Below are 16,458 nucleotides of genomic sequence, written 5' to 3' on the forward strand. Positions count from 1 at the left end.
ATGGTTATCTTGCCATGACTTTATCACTTTTGATGCACTCAAAGAGAGTGTAAAAAATATCATGGACAACTATCCATCAAAATATACGATAACTTTTAGTTAAGCACTTAATTAGAGTTTTTCTGGGACCAGAATGAATATTGAGAAATAAAATTGAACCATAACAATAGAGCGTAGGCTTTACGCCTCAACGTTACTTTTACCCTGACGAGATATACTCAATCTATCCCTTCCTCGTTTTTATGAATGCTTTATGCATTCACTAGCATCAATGCACACAAAGCGAGTAATGCTGGGATCCCTTGAACGATTAAAATTGACTTTTTAACGGTTAATCCACCATAAATGGCCGCTAATAGCACACAAGAAAGAAAAAAAGCCTGAATTTGAAAGCCAAAATCACTATTGTCATGTAACAATCCCCAGAATAAGCCTGCCGCTAAAAAACCATTATAAAGCCCTTGATTGGCCGCAAAGGCTTTCGTACTCTCTGCAAACTCCGGCGTCATACCAAATACCTTTAATGTTCTAGGTTGAGTCCATCGAAACATTTCTAACACTAATATGTATAGCACAACAAGAACCACCAAACCTTTTACGATATATTCCACGCGATCTCTCCTTAATAATCATCACTCTAAACATAAGCTTACTGATTCAATATTCACCTCAAGCAATGATTTATCCCCAAAAGTGAAAAACACACCTTTAAGAACAAATCTCTCACTCCGCATATCTGATCACCATAAACGTTAATGTCCTTTTTTCTCAAGTGGTGATACAGACTTAAGCTGACTATAATGCTAGGGATAATATCTTATTTATCCCTAAGTGACATCAATATACTCGCTTCACTTGAGGATACACGAGAATCAAACCGATTAAGGCTGAATCAAAAGGATCTGATATGTTTCAAAAAGTTAATCGACTCATTATCATGGTATTAAGCGGCGCCTTATTATTATCTACAGCATTAAATGCTGCAGCCAATAACCAATCGAACCACAGTACTAATGCACAAGCGAGCGTCGGTTCAACAGACGCCCCACTCGTTCAATGCCCGACTTCAGCAAATTTACCCAATAGATTTGCACTTTGTGCCGCGGCAACATGTTGGACCCTTGATGGTCTAGCCTATTGTAAATGCAATATTATGCAACAACAGAGTATTTCAATGAGCTTTGACTATCAAGATGAGGGGCAAGCTAAAAATATTTGTGACTTACTGTTAACTGGGACAAAAAATGGCTTTACCATCAGTACCTATGCAACGCCACGTCAAATAGAAACCAACTACAGACCTAACGTTGAAAAACTTGGCCCTCCTATGGGATTTTACACCTGTGCAACCAAAGATGACTTAATCGCTTACGGCGCTCAATGCGATGGTGGGATCTGTTTTAACAGCACACAGGGCAAGTTTTTCCCAGGCTTAGGTCACATTAAAAACGATGAGATAGTGTGCTCCTGCCCGCCAACACTCAACCCCACTCTCAGGTTTCAAATTGCGGGCCCTTGGAAATGTAAACCCGGTGATGCCAATGAAAACAACCAATGCTGTGATGAAAACTATTACAATGATATGTGTCAGGTAACCAGTGTATCAAACACTGGCACCCGTTTGGCCGTTAGTGCCCCCGCAGGCAGCGCTGTCACTCTATCCACTCTTTTAGATGGGGAAAAACCCAGCTTGAATACCTGTCAATTTCATTAAACCGTTGCCATTTAGAGTTTAGCCGAGCTTAAAATGGTGCTGAGTAATGGGTGGCATTCAATCTTGATCATATAAAAAGGATACACCTTCACTTTTATTTATTCTGATCCTTTATTTACTCCACACCATTTCAAGTGTCGAGATAAGCAGTAAAATAGTGTTAACACATTCAATATGTATATTTTTCTGTTCACTGCCCCTATCACGCTATCGACACTTTTCACTTCTCAGCTCAATCTAAAATGCAGCAAAGAAGAAACTGCCCAAGCAATAATTAAAAAAGCGGATTCATCAAGCTATAATTAAAAGACAGAAATAATCAAGCACTGAAAAAGATATGCTATTATCCCACTCTATACTCTCTAATATTAGCTAAACCGTTGCCTCTATGAACTCAACTGTTATTCCTGCCAGTGCATTATCACCTCAATTTTCGATTCCAACGTCTAATGATCAAGTCAGCGATAACAGCGCACTCTTATTAGGTCAGCAACGTACCTTAGATGCTTTTACGCTATTGTCTCAAATACCGAATCAGCATATGTACCTTGCCGATAATGAAGGCATTGACCGACAGCCCTTTATCACAGCACTGGTTGAACACTATCAACAAATTCAGGAAAAAAGCCCAGAACAAACCACTAAGCAAGTCGAAAATAAAGCATTTTGTTATTTAGCAGGTAACATTAAACGCAGAGATTTAATCGGTACACTCAACAACAGCAGCTCAACCTGTCCTCAACACCATCAACCTGGGACCCTCAGTCAGTATCAATATGTGTTTATTTGCGCTGAATCCTTATGGAAACGAGGCAATCTTTGGGATCTCTTGATGAGTATTTTGACCAAAAGCCAATATCAAATCAGTCAATCTCTGCCTGCTATTCCATTAAAAGCTAAGATTATTTTAGTGGGTTCTTCCAATCTTTACAGCCATGCTTGGATAGAGGAGCGGCTCTTTTCGACCCACTTTCCTTTACTGGGTGAACTCATTCATGAAATTGATCGCAATCAGTATACTGAGCAAGATTACCTTAAATGGCTCATCGCCATCGCCACGCCACTGAATGTTAAGCTCGATCAGTCCTGTTTACAGCCATTATTCCAACACGCATCAAAAATAGCCGATCACCAACAAAGATTCACTTTACTGTCGACTTTTATCGCACAAGTGTTAGCTCAGGCAAGAGCCTATGCAAAATGTGATACGATTACTGACGTTGATCTTGAACGTGCCATTAGCCAATTTAATCTACGCCACAATGCATCAGCCCAAATGTCTGCGCAAAATTTTGATGATAAATTTATCAATGTATCAACAGACACCCAGCTTGTCGGCCAAATCAACGGTCTCACGGTACTCGATACGGTTGAATATCGTTATGGTGAGCCTGCGCGTATTACCGCATCGGTTCATTATGGTGATGGTGAAGTAGCCGATATTGAAAGAAAATCGGAACTTGGTGGTAATATTCACGCTAAAGGCATGATGATTTTATCCGCTTGCTTGTACCGTATTTTTGGACGCGATGCCCCCCTACACCTCAATGCCAATATCGTCTTTGAACAGTCTTATCAAGAAATTGATGGTGACAGCGCATCGCTTGCTGAATATTGCTGTTTAATTTCAGCCATTAGTGAACAAGCCATCGACCAAAGTATTGCCGCAACAGGGGCAATCGATCAATTTGGTAATGTTCAAGCCATTGGCGGAGTCAATGAAAAAATCGAAGGCTTCTTTGACTTATGTGCAAGACGAGGACTCACGGGTAAACAGGGCGTCATTATACCCACAGCAAATTGTCAGCAGCTCAATTTAAAGCCAGCTATCATTAACGCTGTCAAGCAACAACAATTTCATGTGTATCAAGTACAACATATTGATGAAGCCGTTGAACTGTTAATGAAGAGAATCGCAGGAAAGGCTGATGAGGACAATCAGTTTCCTGACGACTCACTTTATGGTCTGGTACAAACACGATTAGAACGTTTGGCGGGTTATCCAGAGGAAGAAAAAACATTATTTGCAAAACTCCTCGAGAAACTTCGCTTTTTTTAGCTGATCGGAGTTGTTTAGCTTACACGTGTTCGCTAATCTAAGCTCTCAAATTGCTGGAGAAAAAAACATAATGAGTAAAGCAAACAATTTCGACAAAAAAGACCTTATTGCTTCTGGTTTAGGTGAACTTTTTGAACAAAATTCACCCCGTCTCCCTAAAGACAATATGCTAATGTTCGACCGTATTACAAAAATAAATGGTGATGGTGGCGAATTTGGTAAGGGAGAAATTGTTGCTGAATTTGATATCAATCCTGATCTTTGGTTTTTTGATTGCCACTTTGCCGGCGATCCCGTCATGCCAGGTTGTTTAGGGCTCGATGCCATGTGGCAACTGGTCGGCTTCTTTCTCAGTTGGGAAGGCGCCTTAGGTAAAGGCCGTGCATTAGGTGTCGGTGCCGTAAAATTTACTGGACAAGTCTTACCTGAAGCGAAAAAAGTCACCTATAAACTAACCATTAAACGTAAAGTGTACCGAAAACTGGTCATGGGTATTGCCGATGCCACCATGGAAGTCGATGGCCGTGAAATTTACTCAGCGACCGATTTAAAAGTCGGTGTTTTCACTGATACCTCCGCTTTTTAACACTGATTTAGACAAGTCTACTGTTTTAAGCACAAAAAACCTTCGGTTATATTAATCGAAGGTTTTTTTGTTGCTATTCGTTAATGACAAAACAGCAATGAGCTAAAGTCATCAGAAAAACTCAATCAACTAAAACGGCAATATTAAGCGGACGTTAGAAAACCTCCGCAAAAACGATCACACTAAAGCTTAAAGCGACGTCTGAACCACAATACCGGTAACATCAACAACCAAGCAACACTGGCCGCCCCTTCACGGGTATAGTTCTCATTACCTGAACTCTCGGTACAGGCTGTGCTACTCGAAGAGGCCTTTTGTAATACCACCATGCGAGACACTGCAGAGGTCACCGGGCCACCATTACCTGCCACTTCAATCTTGGGCAAGCCATTATCACCAATAACAACGCTACCATTACTCGTCACATAAACGGGTTTTTGCACCATCGCCACACCGACAATCACACCGTTATCATTGATGCTGTTAGCTTGTACTATGTCAATGTCTTGATCATAGGTAAATACTTCACCAGTACCACTGGTAATGGTCACTTTTTTGCGTGACCAAGTCGCATCAGTCGTATTGTACTCATAGCCTTTCGACTCACAAGTTAACAGATCATTGACATCATTAAATTCTTGCGCGCCCATGTTATACAAGAAACCTGATTTCGGGCGGTTACTGGTGGTGTTACTCTCTTTCGACTCAATCCAGCCCACCACTTGGTTGCTACTATTAATACTGTAAGCTTGACTGCTTAAATCAGAGGTGCTGCTATAGAAATCATTCGGCGTCACCACAGAGCCACTGCCCGTTTGGGTGTCTAAATAGAAAAACTTACTGCGCAAGTAGCCATTAATGTACTTATTATAACTGCCGACCACAATGCCCGCATCGTTGATGCCTTTGGCAATTGAGCTTGTTGTGCTGCTACCAGTATCTATCCAGTTATATGCATAAGTCCCATCACCGTTTGGCGTCCAGTAAGCTGCATCATAATACAAACTACTGCCATTATTACGGTACACATAAGAGCGCCCCGCCACCACATCGTTGTCATTAATGGCTAAGCCTTGGGCGTCATAAACCGTTGTTCCAGACTCAGTGGCCCCTAGTGGCAGCGCTGTCGCCGTTACCGATCCTATGCCTGTATCGGCATCTTTGGTGTATTGCCACACATAACCGCGAATTTGATAATCGATATTACCATTATACTGTTCATTTTGAATACAAGCATCGACAGCGCTGCTACCTGTTATGCAATCATCCACATAACCTTTACTGGTGGTGCTCATTTCAGTACTGGCATAGCCTGCAATAATATCATTATTGTTTACCCCAGTACCCACTGACCAACCACCCACATTAAAATCTTTTGTAGATTTATCACTGTATGTGTAAGTATATTCATAATAGAGAGGAACAAGTTCGATCTCAGTATCACTGCCATCTTGCACAAAACCACGGCGCTCGTAATCGCGATAATAGTAAGTGGTACCTGTTGACGTATCCGTTACCTCAGCTGCCGTCATCGCGCCTGTTTTGACAGGTGCCAATAGAATATCATTTAAGCCATAAAAGTAACTGTCAACGGTATTAAGTTTTTTATCTTTATCATCAGGATCTACATCAGGATCTACATCGGGATAAACAGGTTCCTTCTGACCATTGACACTAACAAACGTCGGCGCCCAAGCGGTGTCGGCATCATTACTATCGGCAGTAAAGATAAACTGACTCGCCACCATTGGCGTGGTATTAGTCATACTTGTGCCTAAAGAAACCGTACTGGACTCTGATGGCGCAATACCATCGGCCACACTCACACTCTCATTGTCATTATCTGTCACCGCTTTGGCAATATTGGTTGCCGTGCCTAGCGCATAATCATTATTATTGATCACCATGCCAAAACCTTTCTGAGTATCAGAAAGGGTGCCCGTTAACGTCGGGCTGGTATCAGCGCTATTATAGACCTCGCCTAAATTAACCACTTCATACACATCCGCAGCATGAGCGGTTTGCAATACACTTAACACCCCAACGGCCACTAAAGATAAGGCACTGTTTAATGTAAACGTCATTGTTATTTCCTATTATTATGTTGAGTTTACTTCATCGATTCGAGCTCTTCCCATCGCTCAAAGCAAACTTCCAATTGTTGTTCTTTTTCTGCCAATAATGCGAGCTTGGCATTCACGACATCTTGTTCTTGTTCATAAAATGTGGGCTTTGCAATCTCGGCTTGTAAATCTTCAAGCGCGTGCTCAAGCGTTTCCATTTTCTCAGGCAATAATTCAAGCTCTCTTTGTAACTTGTACGATAATTTTTTACCCGTTTGAGCTGGTTCTGTTTTAACACTGGTCGGTTTATTTTGCTCAACAGGAGCTTGGACAAGCTTTTCACTGTCAGGTTCCGCAGAATAAAATTTGGCCCCCTGATGCACCGCATCTTGATAGCCGCCCACATATTCACTCCAATGCCCATTACCGGTAAACCACCAGCTACTGGTCACGGTATTATCGATAAACTCCCTATCGTGACTGACAATGAGTAAGGTCCCTTTGTAATCCGTCAACAACGACTCTAACAATTCGAGGGTCTCAATATCAAGATCGTTGGTCGGCTCATCGAGAATAATCAAGTTAGCAGGTTTTAATAATAACCGCGCTAACAGAAGACGATTCTTTTCGCCACCCGATAAGGCTTTAACCGGCGTTCTGGCCCGCATGGGTGAAAATAAGAAGTCTTGCAAGTAGCTTAATATATGCCTGTCTTGGCCATTAATGGTGACGGTTTTCTTGCCTTCGCCGACATTTTCTTCGACGGTTTTTTCAAGATCCAGTGCCTCACGGTATTGATCGAAATACGCTACTTCTAATTTGGTACCCACTTTAACCTCACCAAATTGAGGTTCAAGCTGACCAATAAGCAGTTTAATCAGCGTTGACTTACCACAGCCATTAGGTCCAATCAACGCGATACGGTCGCCGCGCATCACCGAGGTGGTAAAATTCTTAACCAAGTTTTTCTCAGGAATATTATATCCAAGATTTTCAATATCAAACACCAATTTACCCGAACGGTCGGTATCCGCGACAGCCATTTTAGCGCCACCTTGACGATTAATCCGCTCACCACGTTCAGATCTCAGCGCTTGTAAGGCGCGCACACGCCCTTCGTTACGAGTACGTCTCGCTTTCACCCCTTGACGGATCCACACTTCTTCTTCGGCTAATTTCTTATCAAAATGAGCATTTTGCTCCATTTCAACCCTTAACCATTCCGCCTTACCTTCAATATATTGCTGGTAGTTTCCTGGCCAAGACGTCACCACACCGCGATCAAGATCCACAATGCGGGTCGACATCCGATGAATAAAGCCCCTATCATGACTAATAAACACTATCGCGCCTTTATAGCCCAATAAGAATTGTTCTAACCATTCAATGGTATCAATATCCAAATGGTTGGTCGGCTCATCCAATAACAGTAAATCAGGTTCGCTGACTAACGCGCGTGCCAAAGCCACCTTTCGCTGCCAGCCTCCTGATAACTGGTTAAGTGCCTTATCGGGATCGAGGCCTAAACGTTCACAATTTTGCTGAATCCGACTATCCAGTAACCAACCGTTATGGTGATCCAAGTCTTCTTGTAAACGCTGCATTTGATTCAGCATGCGCTCCATATCATCAGGCGATGCGGTCGCAACATCATGAGATAACTGATGATAGCGCTCTAATGTTTCACCCACTTCTTTCAAGCCACCCGCAATATAGGAATAAACGGTGCCGTCTTCGGCTTTAGGGGGATCTTGCTGTAAGCGACTGACCTTAATATTATTGGTAATATTAAATTCGCCATCATCAAGCAGCGTATCTTTGGATAATATTTTCAACAAAGTCGACTTACCCGCGCCATTACGCCCCACGACGCAAACTCGCTCACCGGCTTCGATGGTAAAATCAGCATTGAGTAACAGTGGCGTATAACCGTACGCTAACGAACCATTATTAATACGAACCAGACTCAAACGACGCTCCTCATTAATTCTTTTATTTGTACAAGAGTAAAAGGCCAACACAATGCTTGACCTGTACTTAATTTTTTTAACACTGGGATAGTCGTCCCATAGTGCTCGACTAATTGTTCATCATCACAGATATCTTGCTTTTGCACTTCAATCTGGCTATTCATAAGCAATGCTTCGGCTAACTCACATAAATGACAACCATCCGTACCATAAAGCACATAGTCCATGGACTTATTTGGCATGTTTAATTAACCAAGTATTATGGATATGCGGATTACGCTTATAATCCAGAGGAAGTGTCATATCGTCAATATTGGTGACATCCATTTTAGCCGCAGCCAAAGCGTCTTTATCCATTTTAAATTTACGTTTATTGTTAGAGAAAATAATCTCACCTTCAGGCGCCAGTAACACCATGAGATCCGTTAACATGGCGACGTGATCACGCTGTACGTCGAAAGAGTCTTCCATGCGTTTTGAATTTGAAAACGTCGGCGGATCAATAAAAATTAAATCAAATGTTTGGCGGCACACTTTGATCCAGTGCACACAATTGGCTTGAACAAATTCATACTTACGACTTGAAAGGTTATTCAATTCAAAGTTATCTTTAGCCCAATTAAGATAAGTATTCGACATATCCACCGTGGTCACCGATGTTGCGCCACCTAATGCGGCATGCACCGACGCTGAGCCCGTGTAGGCAAATAAGTTAAGCACATCGCGTCCCTGAGATTTTTGTCCCACTAATTTACGGGTGAGTCGATGATCTAAAAATAAGCCTGTATCTAAGTAACCTTTAAGGTTCAATTTAAATTTAGCGCCATATTCTTGCGTAATACGCTCGAGTGTCTCACCTTCTCGTTTTTGATATTGACTGGTGCCTTTTTGACGTTCTCGCGTCTTAATCACAATATGCTTGGGATCAATATCGAGTGCACTGGGTAATGACAACAGCACATCGGTTAAACGACGTTTGCTTACAGACTCAGGAATTTCAGCAGGCGCGGAATACTCCTGCACAATCACGTGATCCAGATAACGATCAATTGCCACATTATATTCAGGAATATCACCATCATATAAACGATAGCTATCTACGCCTTCTTTTTTAGCCCATTTTTGCAATTGCTTCACATTTTTTTTGAGACGATTAACAAAAGGCAATGCCGCTTCACTCGGTGCGCCCAATAGCGCGATGTTGGCAGGCTCAACTCGACGCGTACTGTTTGCATACAAAGTATAAAGGTTAAACACACATTCTAATTGACCATTAAACATTTTCATCTGTTTATCGGCTTTTAACTTCAAACACGACAATAACTCAGGATCACTATTCACAATCCCGACTTGCCAGCCTCCAAATTCGGCTTTCAATTTATCGCCAAGTTGGTAATAAAGTTGTAATAATTCGGTAGTATTACCTAAACGTTCACCATAAGGGGGATTACTGATCAAATATCCCGTCTCTTCAGGCGGGGTGACATTGAGTGCATTAATCACTTTAAAATCAATTAACTCAAACACTCCCGCACCATCGGCATTACGCTTAGCCAAGGCCACAATACGTGAATCAATATCGGATCCATAAAATTTAATATTACAGCGCGTCTTACCTAACGACGCTCTCGCTTTTGCTTCTTCAAGGAGCGCTTCCCAACCTGTTGCATCGTGGCGTAACCAATGCTCAAAACCAAAGGCTTTACGTTGTAATCCAGGTGCGATATCACACGCCATCATAGCCGCTTCAATCAATAAAGTGCTGCTACCACAAAAGGGATCAAATAAGGTTTGTTGATTTTTTTGCCAACCACTGCGCACCAGCATATTGGCTGCTAAGTTTTCTTTCAGTGGTGCTTCACCCACGCTGCTACGGTACCCACGTTGATGTAATGCGGGGCCAGAAAAATTGAGTCCGATGGTGATTTCACTGCGACGAAAATGCGCATCGATTCTAAAGTCAGTATTAGTACGAGCCACATCTGGGCGGGCACAGCCATCGTCACGAAAACGATCGACTACCGCATCTTTTATTTTGAGGGCCCCAAATTGGGTATTATTAATGAAGCTACTTAAACCATGAAAGTCGACACTAAAGGTGCTTTTATTAGAAAAATGTGTTTGCCAATCAATACAGTAAGCAGCATTGTAAAGTTGATCGACGCTCTCACAAGGACCTTTATAAATCACCAAAATGATGCGACTGGCTAAACGACACCATAAGGTAATTCGATAGGCTAAATCCAGTGGGGCGGAGAAATAGACTCCCGCAACACTCTCTTTAATATTGGTAGCACCGAGCTCGACTAACTCTAAAGAAAGTGCATATTCGTAGCCTCGAGGGGCCGCAGCAAAAAAATTCAACATGGGTATAATCAGATCACAATAAAAATCAATCCCGCATTATACCTTTTCAACAAAAGAATAGAATCAAAGAATCAAAGAATCAAAGAATCAAAGAATATCGATGTCAATTTGCCCCACACTTTTTTTATGCTCTCCAATCAATATAAAAAATTTGATGAGATAGCACTGCAATAAAGCCGCTCAAAAGCTGTTCGAGCGTTTTTAACTGACGAACTGTCACAATGGCACCATAATTTTCAGGAGTTATTCACCTATCTTGATGCTCAGAAGTTACGAACGCCTAATGGATTAAAATAGATTAAAATAGATTAAAAGCAAGTACCCTGCGCTAACTCAATTGCAGCTCATGACAGAGGTGTAGTCGCTACGAATCAACTACACGTTATGGACTGAAAGTATTAGGGAACTATTGTCAGCGCAGCTATTCATGAAACCCGCAATGAGTTGTCTATTTGAGTTTGCGACAGAACCCAAAATATGGGTATATTTTCGGGAATAACCAACCCAATAGAAGGATTATACCATAAATGATTAACAAAAACGAAGCAGAGGAACTTAAAGCCATAAAGATAAAATTAATGAACGAGTTGATTAGACAATCGCATCTAACAGTTCTTCATGGGGCATTTAAGGGGAAAAAACTATCTAGAGATTCTTATTGGGGAGGAACAGATTTATCTACAAAAATACTAGGGTGCTATGAACAGGAGGTCCAATCTATATTACAGCGTCTATCTTCTGATGGCTATAAATATTTAATCGATATTGGAGCTGGCGATGGATTCTACGCTGTTGGCGCTCTTTACGCTAATCTTTTTGGTAAAGTTCTGGCTTATGAAAGGGCTGTGAAAGCGCGTGAAAATATTATTGTTAATATGAAGTTGAATAATATTAACTCTGAACGTTATTGGATATTACCAAAGTCAGATGGCAATACTATTTATAGTCACTTAGAGAAATATAACATTAACCTTAGCGAGCTCGTCGTTTTAATTGACATAGAGGGAGATGAGTATCAATTAATTGATGACATTTTTTTAGAAAAATTCTCCTCCTCGGTTATTATTGTGGAAATACATAGGCAGCGAGTATTAGATATCTATGATACAGCCCCTCTTCCGGAGAACTTATGTCTGCAAGATGAACTTAACAAGTTTAGATTATTAGTTAAAAATCGTAAAATAGAGAGAGTTTTTCGCTCCTCGTATCAAATTGACCATACATTCGGTTGGTTTAATAGTTTAAGCGATGACGAACGATTACTCTTGCTCTCTGAAAATCGAGATACAATGCAGGAATGGTGGATCATATATCCGAACGGATAACTAATAGTTAATTTGGTAAAATGGCATGGTACCTCTCTAAATTTGAGTTTCCATGCCAAATAAATTCAATGAATCAAACCCCGTCACATCGAAAAGCAGCAGTATAAGGTCAGTAACTGGCGGGACTATAATGCTTCACTCAGACAAAGAGGACGTCTCGATATCTGGCTCGATGATGAAGTCTGTAGCGACTGGATACATCCTGAACGGACGTTTGATGGCAGTGGTTCCTCGCCATATTCCCTCGACTGGGCTATTTTGACTTGCCATGAAAATAAGGTATACCTTTAACCTCCCTTTACGTCAAACACAGGGATTCATTGACTCCTTATTTTCAATGATGGATTTACCTTTTATTCTGCCCAGATTTTTCGACGCTATCTAAACAACTCTGCCAGCTTGGGATCCGCACTCCACGTTATAAAAAAAGTGAATAGATTACCCCCTGTGTTGTTGCGATAGCCATTGATTCTACTGGCCTGAAACGTTATGGTCGGGATGAATGGCATCAGGAAAAACATCAGGTGCCAGTAAACACAGTTGGCGAAAAATGCATTTAGGTGTGGGAGACAATCACATCATGCTACCCGCTGTCGCAATATGATAGAGATTGCCGAAAAAGGTCAAATAGCCTGACAACGCTCACATGAATACGGTAAACGAAATGTATCGAAGATGGTGATGCAACGTTATAAGCGAACCTTTGGCAACCGTCTTAATGCTCGAAATATGGACAATTAAAAAATGAAAATGATGATCGTTTGTGGTACCTTAAATCGTTTCACTGGGCTTGGCATACCTCAAAGTTACCGATCTAACTAATCAATATCAAAAAATTTGATGGGATAGCACTGCAACAAAGCCTTCATTAATCAGTTGTTCAATATCGAGGTGGTTTTCACTTGATAACCTGCTAATAATCGAGCAAAATTCACCCGAATAAATTTTTTGCGATAAGCCCATTTTATTGAGATGCCAGCACGCGGTCTTCATATTGGTGCGGGAATTTTTACCTAAGGTGACAGCGAAATAAAAGGCAGATTTACCGCTTATTTTCTTTTAAAATTACTCCATGTTCTGCGTATAAGGTTGCAATAAAGGCGCCTACACCGAAAGCTGTTAATCCGATGGCCAAAGATAGAGTACTACCATTAAAAAATTGGCCAACAAACCAACTCATTAGTGTTCCACCTAAGGTCGAGAAAGTGCCAATAATGGACGACGCAGTACCAGCTATATGCCCAAATGGCTCAAGAGCAATGGCATTGAAATTGGCTCCCATAAAACCAAAGCTTGCCATGATGAGTGTAGATATCACGACAAAAGGCCAGAACTCAGCCATGTTGTTTGCTGTAAGGTAGAGCAAGATAGCGCTAAGGAGCATGAAAATAATTATAGCACTATGAGATAGGCGACGCATTCCAAAGGTGACGACAAGCAGTGAGTTCAATAATGAAGTGCAGACGGAAGCAAGGGCAATCACTGCCAATATTATCGGGTAAATATCGCCAATGTTGAACACTTGAATAAATATTTGTTCCGATAATGTTAAAAAAGAAAAAATGTTCGCTAAGGCGAAAGTTTGCGCGATCATATACCCTAAAAATATCCTGCTTCTAAAAATCTCTTGAATTGTTTTGATGCTCGCAGTGCAATTCAGTGGTCTTCGTTTGTTCTTCGGGAGTGTTTCAGGAAGGCGTAGAAGAGACCAGAAGAGGATAAGGATTCCAAGACAAGTCAGAAAAATAAAAATACCATGCCAATCATAAATTAATACGATTGACAGTCCTACTGAAGGAGCCAGTACTGGGAACAACATAAATATCATCATAACGAGTGACATGATGCGGCTCATGGCCCTACCTGAATAAATATCACGAATTATCGAAATACTAATTACCACCGTGCCTGCACAACTAATACCTTGTATAAATCTGCCAAGTAGAAATTCCAGTTGGTTTTGAGCAAATAACGTGAATAGGCTTGAAAATATATAAATTATTAGAGCAAGTATGATTAGCTTTTTTCGTCCAAAACGGTCAGAAAACAGACCGTAAAAAACTTGGGCAGCTCCGAAGCCGAGCAAGTATACAGTCACTATAAACTGCAAATCATTCCTATGGGACATAGACAAATAATTGCTGATATTTGGAAGAGCCGGAAGCATAGCGTCCATGGTGAAAGCGTGCAAAGACATAAAGGCTGCCATCATGAAGACAAATTCAAATGCACCTATATTCAACTGTTTTTTGAAATCCATTTTTGCTCTAGATGATGCTTTGTATGAAGCTTTACTATAAGACCAATAGGTGTGTTTCGCTAATGCAATCGTTTTGTAAAGCTTCTTACAGAAAGCAGCATAGGAATTTTATATCAATCAGACTTGGTAGATCATCATTGCGCCTACTGAAGTGAACAGACATAGACAACCATCATTAATGGCATGTTTTAAACCTTATTACTAACAGCCCATTGCAGGTTCAAGTATATCCTAGAATTGTCTTAAAGCCCCTAAACTTTGAGCTTACGGCAACATAGGGCTTTGTTGCGCCGCTCAGTTATTGAGCCGTTATAGATTTTGATGAAAGTTAGGTAAAATGGCATGGTACCTCTCTAAATTGGAGTTTCCATACCAAATAAATTCAATGAATCAAACGTCATCACATCGAAAAGCAGCAGTATAAGGTCAGTAACTGGCGGGGCTATAATGCTTCACTCAGACAAAGAGGACGTCTCGATATCTGGCTCGATGATGAAGTCTGTAGCGACTGGATACACCCTGAGCGGACGTTTGATGGCAGTGGTCCCTCGCCATATTACCCCGACTTGGCTATTTTGACTTGCCATGAAAATAAGGTGTACCGTGAGCGTCCGGCGAACTACGCCTTGCTTAGATTAACATGCCAAGGTAAGAGACTATTGAGATCACAGTTGGGGGGGAGATAGCTGTTCCAAGCAATGTTCGATATAATCGAAGGGGATTAAACCATTCGCTCTCGCCGTTTCTATGATGCTGTACAACATAGCACTCGCCTCTGCACCACGGTGGTTGTGGTTAAATAACCAGTTTTTACGACCAATCACAAACGGTTTGACTGCTCGCTCAGCACGATTGTTGTCAATATTGAGTCGACTATCCTCTATGTAACGACTGAGCGTTGACCATTGATTAAGACAATAATGTATGGCTTTCCCAATCGCACTTTGCTTTGATACTTGTGTCACCGATTTATCCAGCCATTCCTTAAACTGGGCTAATTGAGCGTTTGAATGAGAGCGCCTAAAATACAGCCGCTCTTTAAGGCTGAGTGATTGGATCCGGGTTTCAACCCGATACAGCTTGGCTATCATGTTTAACGCCTTATCGGCTCGGCTCACTTTGCCCGTGTTGTTTTTGCCTTGTGCCACTGTCGCTTCTTTGAATTTACGTCTCGCATGGGCCCAACAGCCCACCAGTTTGCTGTTGGCTTGTTGATAGGCCGCATAGCCATCAACCTGTAAATAACCATTAAAAACCGTTTGCTCCGTGGCGAGAAAACGGCTCACGCACGTACCAGCACGGCTACCATCTTGGTAATCGTACAGCACAATATTGTTTATATCTTGATATCGCGGCTCATCATTGCGCCTATCGGCGCCTGAGCAGTACACCCACATATACGATTTCACACGTTCATCGTTAATCACTTTGAGCGTGGTCTCATCAGCATGGAGTACATCTTGAGTTAACAAATGTTGGTGCAGCAAATCATAAAGGGGTTTAAATAAGGCCGCTGATTTCATCATCCAGTCAGACATGGTTTGTCGGCTTAATGCGATACCATGCTGCTTAAACAGTGTTTCTTGGCGATAAAGCGGTAATGCGTACTGATATTTACTGGTAATAAGTTGGCTTAATAGGCTGGCTTAATAGGCTGGCTTAATAGGCTGGCTTAATAGGCTGGGCGTTGCGAACCCTTTTGGTATAGGGCTGGCGGGTACGGGCGCTTGCTTGATGTTAGCTTGCGTCCCTTGAGTTTCACACTGGTTGCAGCTGTATTTTAACCTAATGTGCTCAATGACTTTGTTTAGGGGGCGCTGGTACTGCATCAGTACTCGATTCAACAGGCTCATTATCAACGTCATCAACTGTTACCTCAGCTTCATTAAATAACTCACCTTGGTGATCATGATGCTCGCTACTGGCGCCAAAACGTTTTTGTTGTGCCAAGCGGAATTGCTCAAGTAACCGCTGCACAGATTGTTTCAGTGCAGCGATTTCAGCATCTTTTAATCCGATTTCATTATCTTTAGCCGCAAGCGTCTCAAGCAATAATTGCTTAAGAGCATCAATATCATTGGGTAAATTATGGGGTGCTATTTTCATGGCATTAT

Annotated in this window: 11 protein-coding genes and 1 pseudogene; 5 read left to right on the forward strand and 7 right to left on the reverse strand. The window is 41.6% G+C overall.

The genetic code is table 11. The features are described 5' to 3' along the window. Positions 1-251: 251 nt before the first annotated feature. Positions 252-611, reverse strand: coding sequence for a DUF1304 domain-containing protein (locus L2764_RS21580; protein WP_248942405.1), 360 nt, complete (start codon positions 609-611; stop codon positions 252-254). A gap of 296 nt (positions 612-907) precedes the next feature. Here L2764_RS21580 and L2764_RS21585 point away from each other — a divergent pair, with 296 nt between their 5' ends. The 3 genes from L2764_RS21585 to fabA all read left to right on the forward strand — a co-directional run bounded on the left by L2764_RS21585 (position 908) and on the right by fabA (position 4,359). Then, positions 908-1,714, forward strand: coding sequence for a hypothetical protein (locus L2764_RS21585; protein WP_248942406.1), 807 nt, complete (start codon positions 908-910; stop codon positions 1,712-1,714). 388 nt (positions 1,715-2,102) lie between these two features. Continuing rightward, on the forward strand, positions 2,103-3,773 hold the full coding sequence (locus L2764_RS21590) for a S16 family serine protease (RefSeq protein WP_248942407.1): 1,671 nt from the start codon (positions 2,103-2,105) through the stop codon (positions 3,771-3,773). A gap of 70 nt (positions 3,774-3,843) precedes the next feature. Then, positions 3,844-4,359, forward strand: a complete 516-nt coding sequence (fabA, locus tag L2764_RS21595) for a bifunctional 3-hydroxydecanoyl-ACP dehydratase/trans-2-decenoyl-ACP isomerase (protein WP_248942408.1) — start codon at positions 3,844-3,846, stop codon at positions 4,357-4,359. 182 nt (positions 4,360-4,541) lie between these two features. On the opposite strand, the gene L2764_RS21600 is transcribed toward fabA, so the two are convergent. From L2764_RS21600 to rlmKL, 4 genes are read right to left on the reverse strand one after another with little or no spacing between them, the layout of a single operon-like run. Further along, the gene (locus tag L2764_RS21600; RefSeq protein WP_248942409.1) at positions 4,542-6,443 is read right to left on the reverse strand and encodes a DUF3466 family protein; all 1,902 of its coding nucleotides are present in this window, start codon (positions 6,441-6,443) and stop codon (positions 4,542-4,544) included. Between the two features lie 26 nt (positions 6,444-6,469). Then, a complete protein-coding gene (locus L2764_RS21605; RefSeq protein WP_248942410.1) occupies positions 6,470-8,392 on the reverse strand; it encodes an ABC transporter ATP-binding protein in 1,923 nt (640 codons plus the stop codon). Then, the gene (locus L2764_RS21610; protein ID WP_248942411.1) at positions 8,389-8,634 is read right to left on the reverse strand and encodes a glutaredoxin family protein; all 246 of its coding nucleotides are present in this window, start codon (positions 8,632-8,634) and stop codon (positions 8,389-8,391) included. The genes L2764_RS21605 and L2764_RS21610 overlap by 4 nt, the downstream gene beginning before the upstream one ends. Next, positions 8,624-10,759: a bifunctional 23S rRNA (guanine(2069)-N(7))-methyltransferase RlmK/23S rRNA (guanine(2445)-N(2))-methyltransferase RlmL gene (gene rlmKL / locus L2764_RS21615; RefSeq protein ID WP_248942412.1), complete on the reverse strand. Its 2,136-nt coding sequence runs from the start codon at positions 10,757-10,759 to the stop codon at positions 8,624-8,626. Before rlmKL ends, L2764_RS21610 begins: the two co-directional genes overlap by 11 nt. A gap of 527 nt (positions 10,760-11,286) precedes the next feature. Here rlmKL and L2764_RS21620 point away from each other — a divergent pair. Both L2764_RS21620 and L2764_RS28315 read left to right on the forward strand, forming a co-directional pair. Beyond that, positions 11,287-12,084: a class I SAM-dependent methyltransferase gene (locus L2764_RS21620; RefSeq protein WP_248942413.1), complete on the forward strand. Its 798-nt coding sequence runs from the start codon at positions 11,287-11,289 to the stop codon at positions 12,082-12,084. 268 nt (positions 12,085-12,352) lie between these two features. Continuing rightward, the gene (locus L2764_RS28315; protein ID WP_376708468.1) at positions 12,353-12,469 is read left to right on the forward strand and encodes a transposase; all 117 of its coding nucleotides are present in this window, start codon (positions 12,353-12,355) and stop codon (positions 12,467-12,469) included. Between the two features lie 657 nt (positions 12,470-13,126). Here L2764_RS28315 and L2764_RS21625 read toward each other — a convergent pair. Continuing rightward, entirely contained in the window at positions 13,127-14,344 is a 1,218-nt protein-coding gene (locus L2764_RS21625) for a multidrug effflux MFS transporter (protein WP_248942414.1), read from the reverse strand. A gap of 619 nt (positions 14,345-14,963) precedes the next feature. Further along, positions 14,964-16,450 (reverse strand): annotated as a pseudogene (gene tnpC, locus L2764_RS21630) (IS66 family transposase). Positions 16,451-16,458 lie beyond the last annotated feature (8 nt).

The organism is Shewanella surugensis (assembly GCF_023284005.1).
GTDB lineage: Bacteria > Pseudomonadota > Gammaproteobacteria > Enterobacterales > Shewanellaceae > Shewanella > Shewanella surugensis.

Coding starts and splice junctions, on each gene's coding strand:
- L2764_RS21585 (WP_248942406.1), top strand. CDS start 908: ATGTTTCAAAAAGTTAATCGACTCATTATCATGGTATTAAGCGGCGCC.
- L2764_RS21590 (WP_248942407.1), top strand. CDS start 2,103: ATGAACTCAACTGTTATTCCTGCCAGTGCATTATCACCTCAATTTTCG.
- fabA (WP_248942408.1), top strand. CDS start 3,844: ATGAGTAAAGCAAACAATTTCGACAAAAAAGACCTTATTGCTTCTGGT.
- L2764_RS21600 (WP_248942409.1), bottom strand. CDS start 6,443: ATGACGTTTACATTAAACAGTGCCTTATCTTTAGTGGCCGTTGGGGTG.
- L2764_RS21610 (WP_248942411.1), bottom strand. CDS start 8,634: ATGCCAAATAAGTCCATGGACTATGTGCTTTATGGTACGGATGGTTGT.
- rlmKL (WP_248942412.1), bottom strand. CDS start 10,759: ATGTTGAATTTTTTTGCTGCGGCCCCTCGAGGCTACGAATATGCACTT.
- L2764_RS21620 (WP_248942413.1), top strand. CDS start 11,287: ATGATTAACAAAAACGAAGCAGAGGAACTTAAAGCCATAAAGATAAAA.
- L2764_RS28315 (WP_376708468.1), top strand. CDS start 12,353: ATGAAAATAAGGTATACCTTTAACCTCCCTTTACGTCAAACACAGGGA.
- L2764_RS21625 (WP_248942414.1), bottom strand. CDS start 14,344: ATGGATTTCAAAAAACAGTTGAATATAGGTGCATTTGAATTTGTCTTC.